Annotated in this window: 17 protein-coding genes; 7 read left to right on the top strand and 10 right to left on the bottom strand. The window is 67.5% G+C overall.

Annotated features, from left to right (window positions below; translation table 11 throughout):
- The first annotated feature begins 98 nt into the window (after nucleotides 1-98).
- Nucleotides 99-317 carry an RNA-binding S4 domain-containing protein gene (locus ACFWO8_RS09870; protein ID WP_378947059.1) on the top strand — a complete coding sequence of 73 codons (219 nt, stop codon included), beginning with the start codon at nucleotides 99-101 and terminating at the stop codon, nucleotides 315-317.
- Between the two features lie 122 nt (nucleotides 318-439).
- Here ACFWO8_RS09870 and rraA read toward each other — a convergent pair whose 3' ends face one another.
- The 7 genes from rraA to ACFWO8_RS09835 form a co-directional block, all read right to left on the bottom strand.
- The gene (rraA, locus tag ACFWO8_RS09865) at nucleotides 440-928 is read right to left on the bottom strand and encodes a ribonuclease E activity regulator RraA (RefSeq protein ID WP_378947056.1); all 489 of its coding nucleotides are present in this window, start codon (nucleotides 926-928) and stop codon (nucleotides 440-442) included.
- Between the two features lie 65 nt (nucleotides 929-993).
- Nucleotides 994-1,452 (bottom strand): SRPBCC family protein, encoded by a 459-nt coding sequence (locus ACFWO8_RS09860; RefSeq protein WP_378947053.1) that lies wholly within the window; start codon nucleotides 1,450-1,452, stop codon nucleotides 994-996.
- Nucleotides 1,453-1,518: 66 nt separating this feature from the next.
- Nucleotides 1,519-2,463: a copper resistance D family protein gene (locus tag ACFWO8_RS09855; RefSeq protein ID WP_378947050.1), complete on the bottom strand. Its 945-nt coding sequence runs from the start codon at nucleotides 2,461-2,463 to the stop codon at nucleotides 1,519-1,521.
- Nucleotides 2,464-2,469: 6 nt separating this feature from the next.
- Nucleotides 2,470-2,985: a copper resistance protein CopC gene (locus tag ACFWO8_RS09850; protein ID WP_378948181.1), complete on the bottom strand. Its 516-nt coding sequence runs from the start codon at nucleotides 2,983-2,985 to the stop codon at nucleotides 2,470-2,472.
- Between the two features lie 59 nt (nucleotides 2,986-3,044).
- Nucleotides 3,045-3,698 (bottom strand): YcnI family protein, encoded by a 654-nt coding sequence (locus tag ACFWO8_RS09845; protein WP_378947046.1) that lies wholly within the window; start codon nucleotides 3,696-3,698, stop codon nucleotides 3,045-3,047.
- A gap of 40 nt (nucleotides 3,699-3,738) precedes the next feature.
- Nucleotides 3,739-4,287, bottom strand: a complete 549-nt coding sequence (locus ACFWO8_RS09840) for a hypothetical protein (RefSeq protein WP_378947039.1) — start codon at nucleotides 4,285-4,287, stop codon at nucleotides 3,739-3,741.
- Between the two features lie 7 nt (nucleotides 4,288-4,294).
- A complete protein-coding gene (locus tag ACFWO8_RS09835; protein WP_378947036.1) occupies nucleotides 4,295-4,969 on the bottom strand; it encodes a DUF6474 family protein in 675 nt (224 codons plus the stop codon).
- Nucleotides 4,970-5,139: 170 nt separating this feature from the next.
- On the opposite strand from ACFWO8_RS09835, the gene ACFWO8_RS09830 reads away from it, so the two are divergent.
- The 4 genes from ACFWO8_RS09830 (at nucleotide 5,140) to ACFWO8_RS09815 (ending at nucleotide 10,259) form a co-directional block, all read left to right on the top strand.
- Entirely contained in the window at nucleotides 5,140-6,777 is a 1,638-nt protein-coding gene (locus ACFWO8_RS09830) for a TM0106 family RecB-like putative nuclease (RefSeq protein ID WP_378948178.1), read from the top strand.
- A gap of 85 nt (nucleotides 6,778-6,862) precedes the next feature.
- Complete coding sequence (gene htpG, locus ACFWO8_RS09825) at nucleotides 6,863-8,824, top strand: molecular chaperone HtpG (protein WP_378947033.1); 1,962 nt, start codon at nucleotides 6,863-6,865, stop codon at nucleotides 8,822-8,824.
- Nucleotides 8,825-8,930: 106 nt separating this feature from the next.
- Complete coding sequence (locus ACFWO8_RS09820; RefSeq protein ID WP_378947029.1) at nucleotides 8,931-9,380, top strand: GNAT family N-acetyltransferase; 450 nt, start codon at nucleotides 8,931-8,933, stop codon at nucleotides 9,378-9,380.
- A gap of 72 nt (nucleotides 9,381-9,452) precedes the next feature.
- Nucleotides 9,453-10,259 carry a class I SAM-dependent methyltransferase gene (locus ACFWO8_RS09815; protein WP_378947024.1) on the top strand — a complete coding sequence of 269 codons (807 nt, stop codon included), beginning with the start codon at nucleotides 9,453-9,455 and terminating at the stop codon, nucleotides 10,257-10,259.
- A gap of 58 nt (nucleotides 10,260-10,317) precedes the next feature.
- On the opposite strand, the gene ACFWO8_RS09810 is transcribed toward ACFWO8_RS09815, so the two are convergent.
- The gene (locus tag ACFWO8_RS09810) at nucleotides 10,318-11,085 is read right to left on the bottom strand and encodes an SDR family NAD(P)-dependent oxidoreductase (RefSeq protein ID WP_378947021.1); all 768 of its coding nucleotides are present in this window, start codon (nucleotides 11,083-11,085) and stop codon (nucleotides 10,318-10,320) included.
- Nucleotides 11,086-11,588: 503 nt separating this feature from the next.
- Here ACFWO8_RS09810 and ACFWO8_RS09805 point away from each other — a divergent pair.
- Nucleotides 11,589-12,467 (top strand): SDR family NAD(P)-dependent oxidoreductase, encoded by an 879-nt coding sequence (locus tag ACFWO8_RS09805; RefSeq protein WP_378947017.1) that lies wholly within the window; start codon nucleotides 11,589-11,591, stop codon nucleotides 12,465-12,467.
- Entirely contained in the window at nucleotides 12,464-13,102 is a 639-nt protein-coding gene (locus ACFWO8_RS09800; RefSeq protein ID WP_378947014.1) for a TetR/AcrR family transcriptional regulator, read from the top strand. Before ACFWO8_RS09805 ends, ACFWO8_RS09800 begins: the two co-directional genes overlap by 4 nt.
- Before the next feature lie 37 nt (nucleotides 13,103-13,139).
- Here ACFWO8_RS09800 and ACFWO8_RS09795 read toward each other — a convergent pair whose 3' ends face one another.
- The gene (locus tag ACFWO8_RS09795) at nucleotides 13,140-13,841 is read right to left on the bottom strand and encodes a TMEM165/GDT1 family protein (protein ID WP_378947011.1); all 702 of its coding nucleotides are present in this window, start codon (nucleotides 13,839-13,841) and stop codon (nucleotides 13,140-13,142) included.
- A gap of 361 nt (nucleotides 13,842-14,202) precedes the next feature.
- Nucleotides 14,203-14,730 (bottom strand): peptidase, encoded by a 528-nt coding sequence (locus ACFWO8_RS09790; protein WP_378947008.1) that lies wholly within the window; start codon nucleotides 14,728-14,730, stop codon nucleotides 14,203-14,205.
- Between the last annotated feature and the right edge of the window lie 82 nt (nucleotides 14,731-14,812).

The raw sequence follows: 14,812 nt of genomic DNA, 5'->3' as shown, positions 1-14,812 counted from the left end.
GCCGGATCCATACGGCGGTGACCGCGGCGTGTTCGTCACCGGCCGCAACGCCGGGGCCGGTGGTGTCCGGTTTCGCGCGACGGGGTAAGTATTAGTGCATGTCGGAACCAGTTGATGTGCCGATCGATGACGTTGTCATCCGGCTCGGGCAATTCCTGAAACTGGCCAACCTGATCGATTCGGGTTCCGAGGCCAAGACGGTGATCGCGCAGGGGTTGGTGCGCGTCAACGACGAAGTGGAGTTACGCCGGGGCAGGCAGCTCGAGATCGGCGATGTTGTTGTGCTCGCGGGGAACAAGGTACGGGTGTCTCAGTAGATGGCGGCTGGCGCCGCTGGTTCTCGGCGCTTAACTCCGCCTCTTCCCTCCCTACGGGCACTCCTTCGTCGCACCCTTCGGTCAGTCCAGAGGCGGAGGCGCGCCGAGAACCTCCGGGGCGCTCAGTCCTCGGCGCGTACGACCACGCCGTCGGAGTCGCTGTAGAGCATCTCGCCGGGGATGAAGGTGATGCCGCCGAATTCGACGGGGACGTCCTGCTCGCCGCTGCCGGTTTGGGTGCTCTTGCGGGGGTTGGTGCCGAGCGCCTTGACTCCGATGTCGAGGGTGCGCAGGATCGCGGAGTCGCGTACGGCGCCGTTGACGATCACGCCGGCCCAGCCGTTGTCCACGCCACGGCCGGCGATGATGTCGCCCACCAGTGCGGTGTGCACGCTCGCGCCGCCGTCGACGACGAGCACCTTGCCCTCGCCCGGCCCGCTCAGGGTCTGCTTGACCAGCAGGTTGTCCTGGAAGCAGCGGATCGTGGTGATCCGGCCCGCGAATTCGGCGTGGCCGCCGAACTGGATGAACTGCGTATCGCAGCTACGAATCTCGGGGCCGATCTCGTCGGCCAGATCGGCGGTGGCCACAACATTCGCTGATTCGGTCATGATCAGATTGTGTCAGGCCCGCCCGGACGCGCCATTCGTAGGTTCTCGGCGGTGCGCTCGACCTGTCAGGCCTGCTGTTCGCGGTAGGACTTCTCGATCTCGTTGATGAGGGCGTCGGTGGTGTGCTTGACCGCGATCTTCACGAACGGCTCGATTGTCTTGCCGAGCATCTTGCCCGCGATGCCGCCACCGACGGAGTAGTCGATGACCGCGTCGACCGTGCAGGTGTCCGCGCTCTTGGGGATGAACTTGAAGGTCGCGACGATCTCGAAGCCCTTGATCGACTTGGTGGCGATCAACCGGCCCTCTTCCCAGCCGACGACCTCGATGCGGGAGGTCAGCGACGCGGGGCCCAGTTTCATCTTCCCGTCGAACTTCGCGCCGATGCCATCGGTCTGCGCGGTGACAGGAGTGAAGGACTCGATGCCGTACCAGAATTTCGGCAGGTTGCGGTAGTCGTTCATGAAGGCGAACGCCGCCTCGGCGGGCGCGGCGCCACCCTCAACAATCCTCACTTCGGTCATAACGATCACTCTAATCGGTGCCTATCGGCGTCGAATGGCACTCGATCCCGAACGTGACCGAGGTGACTATGCGGTGACGGCCAGCGTCGCTGCCAGGCCGAACGCCACCGCCATCACCAGCACCTCGGCTGCCGCGTTGCGCAGGGAGATCTCGGCGGTGACGCGGTGATCGGCGGCCTTGCGGACCCAGGTTCGGCGCCACCACCAGCCCAGTGCGACGAGGCCGCACGCGATGGTGAGCTTCGCCAGCAGGATTCGTCCGTAGCCGCTCGTCAACAGCCCGGTGATGCCGCCGAGTCGCACCACCCCGTTGACCAGGCCGGTGAGCGCGACGACGCACACCAGGGGTGCGGCGAACGTGGAGTAGCGGGGCAGGGTCGCGGCCCATTCGCCGCGGGTGCGCAGGACCAGGACCATGGCCAGCAGCAGGCCGAGCCAGCAGGCGGCGGCCAGTGCGTGGATGGCGGCCAGTACCGAACCGAACATCTGCTGGGACATGTGCCCGGTGATCGGCCGCAGCGACAGCGCGACCGCCGCGAACACGAGCACCAGATCGGCCGACGCGGTATCGGGCCGACGGAAGGCCAGCGCCGCGTAGCAGGCGATCGCGCCGGTGCAGAACAGGATCGCGATGCCGATCTGACCGCCGCTGAGCCTGCCGAGGAAGGTGATGAAGTCGCTCGCGCCGAGCTGGGCCACAGGGACACCGACGATCTCGGCGGCCTCGCACACCAGCACGGTGAACTCCGCGGCGAACCAGATACCGGCGAGGGCGGCCAGTGGTCGCCAGGTGACCGTCAGCCGGTCGTTGAGCCGTGGCAGCGCGGCGAGGCCGATCACGACCGCGCCCGCGCAGTCGGCGAGCACACGCGCGAGCGCCACCCACGCGAACCCGCCGGATCGGCGCAATATCAAGGCCAGCGCCACCCCGACGAGCGCGGCGACGACGACCGGCACCAGGACACGCCACTGCCGCAGCGCGGCGCCGGGTGCCCGGCGACCGGTCGTCATCGTCGATTACTTCTTGCGACCGGATCGGCCGCCGAGCAACGCCACCGCGAGGCCGGCGCCGAACAGCACCACGCCGCCGACGATGAACACCCACACGGGCACACCGCCGTCGCCGCCGCCGTCGGCCTTGTCCTCACCCGGGCGCGGGCCCGGCGTACCGGTGCCTGCCTTGCTCAGCGTGAAAGTCCTTGTCCCGCTGACAGGGTGACCGTCAGCTGAGGTGACCCGGAACGCGATCGTGTACTCACCGACCGGCCCGAGCTCACCCACTTCCACACTGACACTTCGCCCTTCGACCAGCGCCTTGCCTTTGGACCACAGCCTGCCGTCCGGACCGACCACGGTCAGTGACGGAAAGTTCTGCTGCAGTTCCTCATTGAAGGTAACGCTGACCCGCGCTGGTCCGGCCTCGATGGTCGAACCGTTCTCGGGAACGCTGCTCACCGCGCCGGAATGCGCACTCGCCGTGCCGGCCGCGGCGAACGCGCAGGCGAAGAGCACGGCGAACAGCGCGACGAGCATCCGCCGGGGCCGACGCGATGAATTACCAACGGCGAGTGGATCGATCGCCGAGGCGCGCGTCACGACGACCGCCGGGAGCGGAACACCAGGCCGAGGCCGAGCGCCGCGGCGAACAGGCCGAGGGCCAGGCCGATGCCGCCCATCCAGCGGGCCACGGTGTCGGTCTCCGATGCGGCGGTCGCGCCCGAAGCGACCTGGTGATCGCCGCCCTCGGCACCGCCCTTCGCGGTCAGCGTGATCGCCGGCGCGGGGTGCTCGGGTTCGGCACCGTCGGTGGACGGCTGGTCCCAAGCCACGACCTTGCCGTCGCTGTAGGTCTGCTGGGTCGGGAAGTTCACGGTGTCCTGCGAGGGCAGCGGCCCGAGCGAGAGCACGAACCGCTGGAACTGGCCGGGCCCGACGCCGGGGTTACCCGGATCAGCCGACCATGCGACGGCCACCGCTTCGCCCTTGTCATTGCGTTCGACCTTCGACGTCCAGCCCGGCATCGGCTCGGTCCGAACACTTTTCAGGTTCGGCACGGTGACGCGCAGCGCGGTGGTTGACGCGGTTTCGGATTCGGTCGGCACCTTGAAGGTGGCGACGGTGTACTTGCCCTGGGCGGCGCCCGGCGCGTCGACGGTCACATGGGCGGCCGCCGAGCCGCAGGCCGCGAGCACCAAGCCGGCCGCGAGTGCGGCGGTACCGGTGCCGCGGGTGATGAAGTTGTGCATGGAATGCCTTCTGTCCGAGTTGTGCTGATGTCGTGGCGAATCAGGCCAACAGCGGCGGTGCGCGCGGACATCGCGCACCCCTCGGACGAGCACCGCGCGCGACGGGGACCGTGGCGAACCAGCCGACAGCACGGTGGGCGACAGCAGCGGGACTGCTGAGCACCGCCCGAACCACCGTCGACGCAATGAGATAGAGCCGCTCGGCAACGAGAATCAGTGCGGCACAGGCAAACGCCGCCACCAGGTGCGCGGCGATCATCGGCAGACTCGGCAGATGCAGCAGCCCACCGTGATGGTCGAGCGTGGCCGACAGCGCGAAGTGCCCGGCCCACTGACCACCGATCAACGCCGCGGCCGTGCGCACCGCGGCGGGCCGACGTGAATTCGCGGACGAGTGCGGCCGTAGCGCAGCACCTGCGCCACCATGGGCGAACATCCCGGCCGTCAGCGAAACCAGCAGCAGCAGTGCGATTTCCGCCGACCGAGGTACCCCACCACCGCCGAGCCCGTGCGCGGCCACAGCCAGCCCACCCACGAGTACGCCGCAGCCACCACCGCGCAAGCGGGAGGTGAGCTGCGGCGTGGTCACGACAGGATCAGCGAACGCCCAGGCGGGCGAGCACGTCGTTCTCGAGCACGGCCAGCTCGGCCGAGATCGACGCGTGCACAGCCTTGCGACGCGCGGCGGGCATCTGCTCGGCAGTGCGCACCGCCACGGTCAGATCGGCCAGGCGCGAGCGCGCCGCGTCGATGAACTTCTTGGTATCGACATCGCCCGCCTTGTCGGCGGCGATCTTGTCGAGGGCGTCCTCGGTGTTGGTGATGCGGGCCTGCAGGCGCGCACCGTGCCCGCTGAACTCGCTCAGCTGGTCCATGCCGATCCCGAGCTGCTGCGCCTTGCGTGCGTCGAGCTGCCCGCGGACCATCGTGGCGCCGCGGTAAGCCAGCGGGGCGAGCACGGGGATCAGGACCCGGGCGACCCCGATGTACTTGCGGATCTGACTCGCGCTGAACAGTTCACGGTCGGCTTTCGCGGCGGCTTTCTGGGCGGCCTTCTCCTCGGCCTGCAGGGTCGCGATCTGTGCCTTGGCTACCTTGTCGGCCGTGCGTGCCTGTGCCTTGGCCGAGCGGCGGGTCACGCGCTCGCCCGCCTTTGCTGCCTTGCGCTCGTTCTTGGCGCCCAGCTTCGCCTCCACCACGGCTTTGTGCTTGAGTGCTTTCGCCTCAGCGCGTCGGCTCGGCCGCCGCTTCCGCTTGCTGAACAACCCCATGGGATCAGGCCCTCCGTCATGCTCGCCAAGTCATGAGGCAGCACCGCCTCCAAGCGGCCTGCCGTTCTTCGTAGCGTAGTGCGATCAGGGTAGCGATTGGGCATTGTGTCGGGGGTAAGGCCCATACTGCTTGCGTGCGTGCAGCCGAGGACAACTTCGACGGCGGGCCGGTGCGTAGCCCGGTCCCCGCTTCCGCTGCGGATTTCCGCACCGCCTTCCTGGACGCGCGCTCGCTGATCGGATGCAGGCACCGCCTGCGCCTCGATGCCGAGAATCCGGGCGTGCTCGCCGAGGTCCGGGAGGATCCGGGCGTGCAGCAGCGTCGCGACGCCGCCACCGCCCATCGCACCAAGATCCGCGACGAACTGGTCGCGGCCGCCCCCGCCGACTGGGTGGTGATCGACCCGGACTTGCGTGGTGGGGCCAAGGCCGCGGCGACGATGGCCGCCATCGAGGCGGGCGCCCCCCGGATCTGGGGCGGACTGCTGCCCCAGGAAGCCGATACCGGTCGACGCGGCGGTGTCGAGATCCTGCTGCGCGACGACGATCGCGGCGGCTATATCCCCATCATCGTGGTCAACCACAAGGTCACCGACCCGCGCAGGCCAGACCCGGCCGACTTCCACCCACTGACCTCGGACCTGTTCCGCTGGCAGCCCCGCCGCGACAAGCACGTGAAACTGCGTCCGCAGCCGCGCGACCAGCAGCGCCTCGCCCACCTGTACCGCATGTTGCAGCGCTACGGCATGGCCAGTCCCGCGCTGATCGGCGGCGCGATCGGCCTGGTCGCCGACCGCATCCTGGTGCACGACCTGACGAGCGTGCTGGCCGATTACGACCTGCGCTACGCCGACCGCATCGCGGTGGTGCGCGGCGAACTGCCGACCCAACCGTCGAAAGTGCCCGAGTGCAGGCAGTGCCCGTGGTGGGTGCGTGGACCTGATGGGGAGTCCAGTTGTGAGGCCACGCTGACGCAGATGCGCGATGTGAGCCTGGTCGCACCGGGTTCGCGTGCCGACGTACTGCGCCTGCACGGGATCGAGACAGTCGACGAACTGGCCGCTTGGGAGGGTGCTGACCCCGACGATTGGCAGCACGGCCCGTTCACCGAAACCGTCGTCACCGCCCGCGCCTGGATCGACGGTGCCCCGCTGGTGCGCCGGTTCGAGCAGGTGAGCGTGCGTCGCGCCGATGTGGAGATCGACGTCGACCTGGAGAGTTACCAGGAAGACGGCGCCTACCTGTGGGGCACCCTGCTCGACGACGTCTACCGCCCGTTCGTCACCTGGGATCCGCTGCCGACCGAGGACGAGGGCCGCTCGTTCGGCGAGTTCTGGACCTGGTTGATGGAGCGGCGCGCCGAAGCCCACGCCGCGGGCAAAACCTTTGCCGCCTACTGCTATTCGCGCACCGCCGAGGACAAGTGGCTCTACGAATCGGCCCGCCGGTTCGCCGGGCGCCCCGGTATCCCGACCCACGAACAAGTGCGTGCCTTCGTCGACTCGAAGGAATGGGTCGACATGTTCCAGGCCGTCACCGAGCAGTTCATCTGCCCGAACGGTAAGGGACTCAAGAAGATCGCGCCCGTCGCCGGCTTCGGCTGGCGTGATCCGGAAGCGGGCGGCGAGGCGTCGATGGGCTGGTACCGCCGCGCCGTCGGCTACGACGACGCCATCGACATGTCCCAGCGCACCCGCCTGTTCGTCTACAACGAAGACGACGTGCGCGCCACCCAGGTGCTGCGCGATTGGATGTCGAAGCGGGCCGTTGCCGAGGTGCCCTCACTGGCAGATTTCGGCGCGGTGTGACCGGCGGGCCCGGAGGAGGTAGCGGAGCGTAACCACGCAGGGTCCTCGGGAGCACCGCAATAGCTGCCGTAATACCATCGGGGGCGTGACTGAGCAGCACGTCGAAACCCTCGAGTTCCAGGCCGAAACCCACCAGCTCCTCGAGCTGATGATCCATTCGGTCTACTCCAACAAAGACACCTTCCTCCGGGAGCTGATCTCGAACGCTTCCGATGCGCTTGACAAGCTCAAACTGGCCGCCTACCAGGACAAAGACCTGGGCGCGGACACCTCCGACCTGCACATCGAGCTGGAGGTCGACCAGGACAAGCGCGTCCTGACCGTCCGCGACAACGGCATCGGCATGTCCCGCGCCGAAGTGATCGACCTGATCGGCACCCTCGCCAAGTCCGGCACCGCCGACCTGCGCCGCAAGCTGACCGAAGCCAAGTCCGATGCCGCCGCCGAGGAGCTGATCGGCCAGTTCGGCATCGGCTTCTACTCCACCTTCATGGTCGCCGACCGGGTCGTCCTCACCACGCGCAAGGCAGGCGAGACCGAAGGCACCCGCTGGGAAGCCGCCGCGGGCAGCTCCACCTACTCCATCGACACCGTCGCCGACGCACCGCAGGGCACCTCGGTGACCCTCGAGCTCAAGCCTGCCGACGAAGAAGATCACCTCTTCGATTACACGCAGGAATGGAAGCTGCGCGAGATCGTGCGCAAGTACTCCGACTTCATCGCCTGGCCGATCCGCATGCAGGTCGAGCGCACGGTGACCGAGGGGGAGGGCGAGGACAAGGTCGACAAGACCATTGTCGAGGACCAGATCCTCAACTCGCAGAAGGCGTTGTGGACGCGGCCGCGCAGCGAGGTGAGCGAGGAGGAGTACAAGGAGTTCTACCACCACGTCTCGCACGCCTGGGATGAGCCGCTCGAGATCATCCCGATGAAGGCCGAAGGCACCTTCGAATACCAAGCGCTGCTGTTCATTCCGTCGATCGCGCCGTTCGACCTGTTCACCCGTGAGCACAAGCGCGGTGTGCAGCTCTACGTGCGTCGCGTGTTCATCATGGACAACTGTGAAGAGCTGATGCCGGAGTATCTGCGCTTCGTCAAGGGAGTCGTCGACGCGCAGGATCTTTCGCTCAATGTCTCGCGCGAGATCCTCCAGCAGGACCGCCAGATCCAGATGATCCGCAAGCGCCTGGTGAAGAAGGTGCTCTCGACGGTCAAGGATATGCAGGGCGCCGAGGATCAGACCAGGTACCAGACGTTCTGGGGGCAGTTCGGCCGAGTCCTCAAGGAGGGCTTGCTCTCCGACACCGACAACCGCGAAACCCTGCTCACCGTCTCGTCTTTCGCCTCCACCGCCTCCGAATCCGAACTCACCACGCTCGCGCAGTATGTGGAGCGGATGAAGGACGGCCAGGACTCGATCTACTACATGACCGGCGAAAGCCGTGCGCAGGTGGAGAATTCGCCGCACCTGGAAGCCTTCACGGCCAAGGGTCGCGAGGTGCTGATCCTCACCGATCCCGTCGACGAGATGTGGGTCGGTTCGGTACCCGAATTCCAGGGCAAGAGTTTCCAGTCCATCGCCAAGGGCGAGGTAGACCTGGAAACCGAGGACGAGAAGAAGGAAACCGAAGCCCTGCGCGAACAGCAGGACAAGGACTTCGGCGACCTGCTCGGTTGGCTGGGCGGCACGTTGACCGATGTCGCCAAGGAGGTCCGCCTCACCAACCGCCTCACCACCTCGCCCGCCTGCCTGGTCGGTGACGTCTACGACTTCACCCCCATGCTCGAGCGCATGTACCGCGCCTCGGGTCAGGCCCTGCCGGAGTCCAAGCGCATCCTCGAGCTCAACCCGACCCACCCCCTGGTGACGGGCCTGCGCGACGCCTACGACGCCCGCAAGTCCGACGCCGACGAAGGCAAGGTCCCCGAACTCGCCGAGACCGCCGAGCTCCTCTACGGCACAGCGGTTCTCGCCGAGGGCGGCGAACTCAAGGACCCCGCCCGCTTCGCCCAGCTCCTCACCGAACGCCTGACCCGCACTGTCTAATAGACCGACGTTTCCGCCTCCCCACGACCGGCAAAAGTCGTGGGGAGGCGGAACAGTTCACCGGAATTCAGGTGTCGAGGCTCTGGGTTCAGGTCACCATTGGGGGATGGTGGGGCACGAAATCCGTCGGGCGAGACCCGACGACTACGACAGCATCATCGGCGTAGTCGACAGCTGGTGGGGCCGAGCCGCCGTCCACCACCTCCCGAGGATGTTCCTCGACCACTTCCACCGCACCAGCCTCATAGCCGCCGACGGCGACGGAATCTCTGGCTTCCTGGTGGGCTTCGGCTCACCGTCCGACCCGTACACGGCCTACATCCACTTCGTGGCCGTCCGCCCCGACGCCCGCAAATCCGGCCTCGGCCGAACCCTCTACGAAGCCTTCTTCACCATCGCCCGCTCCGACAACCGCACCACCGTCACCGCGATAACATCCCCCGCCAACTACACCTCGATCGACTTCCACCGCAGCCTCGGCTTCACAGTCACCGGCCCCATTCCCGACTACAACGGCCCAGGCCGCGCCCTGATCACCTTCACCCGCCCGGTGTGAGGACATCCGCACCCTCGACCACCGCGACTTTCGCGTGTTGACCACCTGCCGGCACCCGGTATGAATGTTGTTATGTCAGAACAGTTGTCGTCCGGTGTCAGCCCATGGGATCTCGTCGCCGAGGGATACGCCGCGACCGGCGCGACCGTGCTCGCTCCCTTCGCCGCTCACGCACTCGAATACGTCACCATCAGCTCGGAATCGAAGATCGTCGACGTGGCGGCGGGTACCGGGTTGTTGAGCATCGCGGCCGCCGAGCTCGGGGCCGAAGTGCGAGCCGTCGATCTCTCGGCGTCGATGATCGACCACCTGGTCGCGGCCGCCGCCGACCAGCCCACGATCACCGCGCAGGTCGGTGACGGACAGGCATTGCCCTACGACGACAACCAATTCGACGCGGCCTTCTCCCTGTTCGGCCTGATGTTCTTCCCCGACCGGGCCAAGGGCTTCGCCGAATTGCACCGCGTCCTGCGCCCCGGCGGCACCGCGGTCGTCGCCGCCTGGGCGTCTGCGGCCGAATCCTCCCTCATGCGCGCGTTATTCGGCGCGCTCGTTGCGACTGATCCGACAGCCGCACTGCCACAACCGAATCCGCGCAGCCTCGAGAACCCCAGAGTCTTCGACGCGGAGATGCGCGCGGCAGGCTTGCTCGACGTGCGGATCGAGCAGCACACCGTCGAGGTGCACTACCCGGATGCCACCGCCCTGTGGGAATCGCTGACCCGCAGCAGCGCCAACCTCGCCGTCGTGAGAGACGAAGTGGGCGAGCAGGAATGGCAACGTCGCACGGAAGCGGCCGTCGACCATCTCACCGTCACCTACCGCCCGAACACTCCACTGCGCACCACCGCACTCTTCGGCATCGGCACCGCGCCCTGAGACGCCGACGGCGCCCTGCCCGGGTGGACAGGGCGCCGTCGATCGGCGTACCGCGTGACTAGCGCGGTGCCATGCGCAGGGCGCCGTCCATGCGGATGGTCTCGCCGTTGAGGTAGTCGTGCGCGGCGATGTATTCCACCAGCTGGGCGTATTCGTCGGGGCGGCCGAGGCGGGAGGGGAAGGGGACGCCGGCTTCGAGGCCCGCGCGGTATTCGGGGGTGACGCCGGCCAGCATCGGGGTGTCGATGATGCCGGGGGCGATCGTGTTGACGCGGATGCCGAACTGGGCGAGGTCGCGCGCGGCGGGGACGGTCATGCCGTGGACGCCACCCTTGGAGGCGGAGTAGGCGATCTGGCCGATCTGGCCTTCGAACGCCGCGACCGAGGCGGTGTTGATGACCACGCCGCGCTGGCCGTACTCGTCGACCGGTTCGGTCTTGGCGATCACGTCGGCGGCCAGACGCATCACGTTGAACGTGCCGAGCAGGTTCACGGTGATGACGGTGCGGAACAGCTCCAGGTCGTGCGGGCCGTTCTTGGACAGGATGCGACCCGCCCAGCCCACACCGGCACAGTTGACCACGATGCGCAGCGGCGCCGGGCCCTCGGCGATCGTGGCGATCGCGGCGGCGACCTCGTCACCGCTGGTCACGTCGGCCGCGATCAGGGTGACGCCGGCGGGGACGTTGTCGCCCGCGCGCTCGATGGACTGGGGGACATCCAGGCCGAAGACGGTGGCGCCCGCGTCGGCGAGCCGCTTGGCGGTGGCGGCACCGAGGCCGGACGCGCCTCCGGTGACAATGGCGGCGGAACCCGAAATCTCCACTGATGGTCCTCTCTGTGTTGTTTTGCGGCTGGTGCCGCTGTTCTCGGCGCTTAACTCCGCCTCTTCCCTCCCTACGGGTACTCCTTCGTCGCACCCTTCGGTCAGTCCATCGGCGGAGGCGCGCCGAGAACGTGCTCCTTCGTCGCACCCCCAGGTAGGGCGGGGTACGTCGAGAACATGCTCTTTCGTTGCACCCCCAGGTAGGGCGGGGTACGCCGAGAACATGCTCTTTCGTCGCACCCCCAGGTAGGGCGGGGTACGCCGAGAACATGCTCTTTCGTCGCACCCCCAGGTAGGGCGGGGTACGCCGAGAACGTGCTCCTTCGTCGCACCCCTGAGTGTTCGCGGGCGGGGGTACGCCGTGAATTCTATGGGTTGCGGCTTATTGTGCCGCTTGCCAATAAGGGCACCTTAGCGCGTGGGGGGTGTGGTCTGGAACACCCATATCGGGCAGTGCGGAAATCGTCGTGAACACCGGTGTTTGCCGGTGGTAGCGTGCCGTCATGAGATCGTTCGCCGGTCCTTCTGTGGCCGGACGCAAGGTCCTGATCACCGGGGCCGCACGTGGGATCGGTGCCGCGCTGGCTCGGCGATTGGCCGCTCGCGGCGCCCATGTCGCCCTGCTCGGGCTCGAACCGGAACTGCTGGCCGAAGTGGCCGCGGAATGCGGTGATGTGCCCTGGCGGTATTGCGATGTGGCCGATCGGGGGCAGGTCGAGCGGGTGGTCGAGGCGCTGGTCGCCGAACTCGGCGGGCTCGATGTGCTGGTGGCCAATGCGGGGGTCGCCAAGCAGATGGCGATGATCGGCGGGGATCCGTCGGTGCTCGAGGAGACCCTCGCGGTGAACGTGCTCGGGGTCGCCTACGCCGTGTCGGCGGCGGGCGCGCATCTTTCGCATCCGGGCGGGTATGTGCTGATGATGTCGTCGATCTCCACGTCCGTGCAGTTACCGCTCGGCGGGGCCTACAGTGCCTCGGCCGCGGCGGTGGCCTCGCTCGGCGCCACGCTGCGCGCGGAACTGCGGTCGAGCGGGGCGAAGGTCGGGGTCAGCTATTTCGCCGGGATCGACACCGACATGACGGTGCGCGGATTCGGGACAGCCGCCGCGCACACCGTGCTGGGGGAGACCAGCCTGACCGGGATCTCGCCGGTCGGACCCGCGGTCGAAGCGCTGGAACGAGCCATCGCGCGACGACGCAAGACCGTGGTCTCACCCTGGTGGGTGGCGCTGGTCCGGCCGTTTCGGCTGCTGGCCCAGCTGGTCGTGCAGCGGGTGCAGGGCGACCGCCTGGCCCGCGCCATCGACATCGCCCGCACCGAGGACGCTCCCTTCACCACCGAACAGCCGGCCCGACCCCGCAGAATGGAACGGCAACCATGAGCGATTCGACTCTGCGGCAACAACTTCCGCGTGGCCGGCACCACCTGTCGCGTGCGGAAGTCATCGCCTCTCAGCGTGAGCGCATTCTCGTCGCGATGGGCGAGGCGATGACCGTCGGCGGCTATGTCGGAACGCCGGTCGCGGCCGTGCTCAAGCGGGCCGGGGTTTCACGGGAAACGTTCTACGAGTTGTTCCGCTCGAAGGAGGACTGCTTCAACGCGGCCTTCGATCGGGTGTCGGGCGCGCTGGCCGAGAAACTCCAGACGGTGATCGCCGACTGCGCCGACACCGACGCGCTCACCAGGATGGACCGCATCCTCACCGCCTACTTCGACCACATGATCGACGACCCGGCCTCGGCCCGCCTGTTCCTGGTTGAGGTCTACGCGGTCGGCCCGTCGGCCATCGAGGCGCGGATGGCCTTGCAGCATCGTTTCGTCGACGTGGTCGCCACCATGCTCGGCGCCGAATCCTCCGACCAGCAGTTCGCCTGCGCCACCCTGGCGGCCGCCATCGGCGCCATGGTCACCGGCCGGATCGCCGCCGACGACCCGGACAGTCTGCGCGGCATCAAGGACCAGCTGATCGCACTGGCCGAGCGTTCCGGCACGCTCTACGGCAACGCCTTCGCTTAACCGAGGTCAGCAGGTTCGCGAGGTCTGCCGCACGTACTCAGCCCGCGATTTCGGCGAGCTCGCTGTCGGCGGACTTCACCCGCTTACGCCAGACCGCGACACCGAGCCCGAACAGGACGGGTGCGATCAGGGCGACTCCCACCGAACCCCAACCACCCAGCGAGGGCACGAACGCGTCGAGCACGGTTTTGCCCGCGAAGAACAGGAACAGCAGGCCCGAAGCGATGGCGATGCCGCGCTCGGGCAGGTGCTTGCCCGCGATCTTGCCGACCAGGATCGCCAGTCCACCCGCGGCCACCATGCCGGCGACCGAGCCGATCCAGACGGCCAGCCAGTTGTTGTTGGAGGCGAGGGCGGCGGCGGCGAACATGGTGCGGTCGCCGAGTTCGGCGAGGGTGAAGGCGGAGATGACGACCAGGAAGGCGTTGCGAGCGCTCGGCGCCGCAGGAGCTTCTTCGGAGTCGTCAGTGCTGGTCAGTGCGTCACGCAAGGTCCAGAGGCCGACCACCAGCAGGGTGAGCGCGGTGATGACGGCGATCGCGTTCGCGGGGAGTGCGGTGCCGAGGAAATGGCCGACGCCCGCGGCGATGAGGTTCACGGCGACGCTGGCGACGCTGATGCCTGCCAGCACCACCCACCAGCGGTAGCGCAGCGAGAAGGTCAGCGCCATGAGTTGCGATTTGTCGCCGAGCTCGGCGAGGAAGAGCACGCCGAAGCTCAGCAGGATCGTGGCGATCATGAAGTCAGCTCCCAGGAAATACTCCGGCCTGTGGCTGAAAGACGGGTGCGCCTCCAGCCACACCGGTCTACGGATCGGTTCGTGGCCGAAGGTCTCGCCCACCGGTGATGGCCGGTTCGCGCAGCCGGACCGCACCGAGTTCCGGCGGACGATCAGTATGTCGACTGGGCGATTGCGGGCTACTCCCCTTCGCTGTTGTCCACTGTAGCCCGGTTGCTCCGGGTATGCCAACTCCTGGTAATCCAAATCTCAATGGGCACAATAAGTTTGGCTATGCGGCGGTGATAGTTCGGTTTCCCTGATTTCAGTCGCACGCAGACCCGTTGCCGGCCGTTCGCCGACCGCGATACGAGCGAAAGATTCAGGCCGCCAGCAGCATCGCGAGCACGGCGGTGTCGGGATCGCTGATCAGATCCATCCCGACCCGGCTCACCAGCGAGGTGATCGTGCCGTCGAGTTCGGCCTCGGCCCACGCCGCGCGGTGCTCCAAGCCGAGATGCGGCACGCCCGGCAGCAGCACGCAGCCCGAGGCCGCGCCCGCGCATTCGGGCAGCGACGGACGGGTCTCCGAAGGCGGATGCAGCATCAGCAGCGCGGGTGGCACGTGCGCGGCGAACCGGCCGGGTTCGATCGCCTCGTCCCCGATTACCGGCCCTTCCGCCATCACCAGCCCCACCGTGCCGGGTTCCGGGTCGTCGGGCAGCTCCTCGCGCACCCCGAACACCGTGGTGGTCACCAGCAGCCCGGGCATCGACGCCACCCGCACGGCCAGCACCAGCACCTGCGCCCATTCCTTGGTGGTATCCGGCCACCGTCCCGAAACCACGAACCCGCTCAATCGCCCACGCGCCTGAAAGGGCGTGATCCCGATCGGACCCTGTGTATTCATGATGGCCTCCCGACTAACGGGGGCGACTGTGCCCGTATATGACAGGAATAGCCCCTAACCCGTCTGGCACACAAGTACCAAA

The organism is Nocardia sp. NPDC058480 (genome assembly GCF_042720495.1).
Lineage (GTDB): Bacteria > Actinomycetota > Actinomycetes > Mycobacteriales > Mycobacteriaceae > Nocardia.
This window is presented reverse-complemented; position numbering and strand designations above follow the sequence as displayed.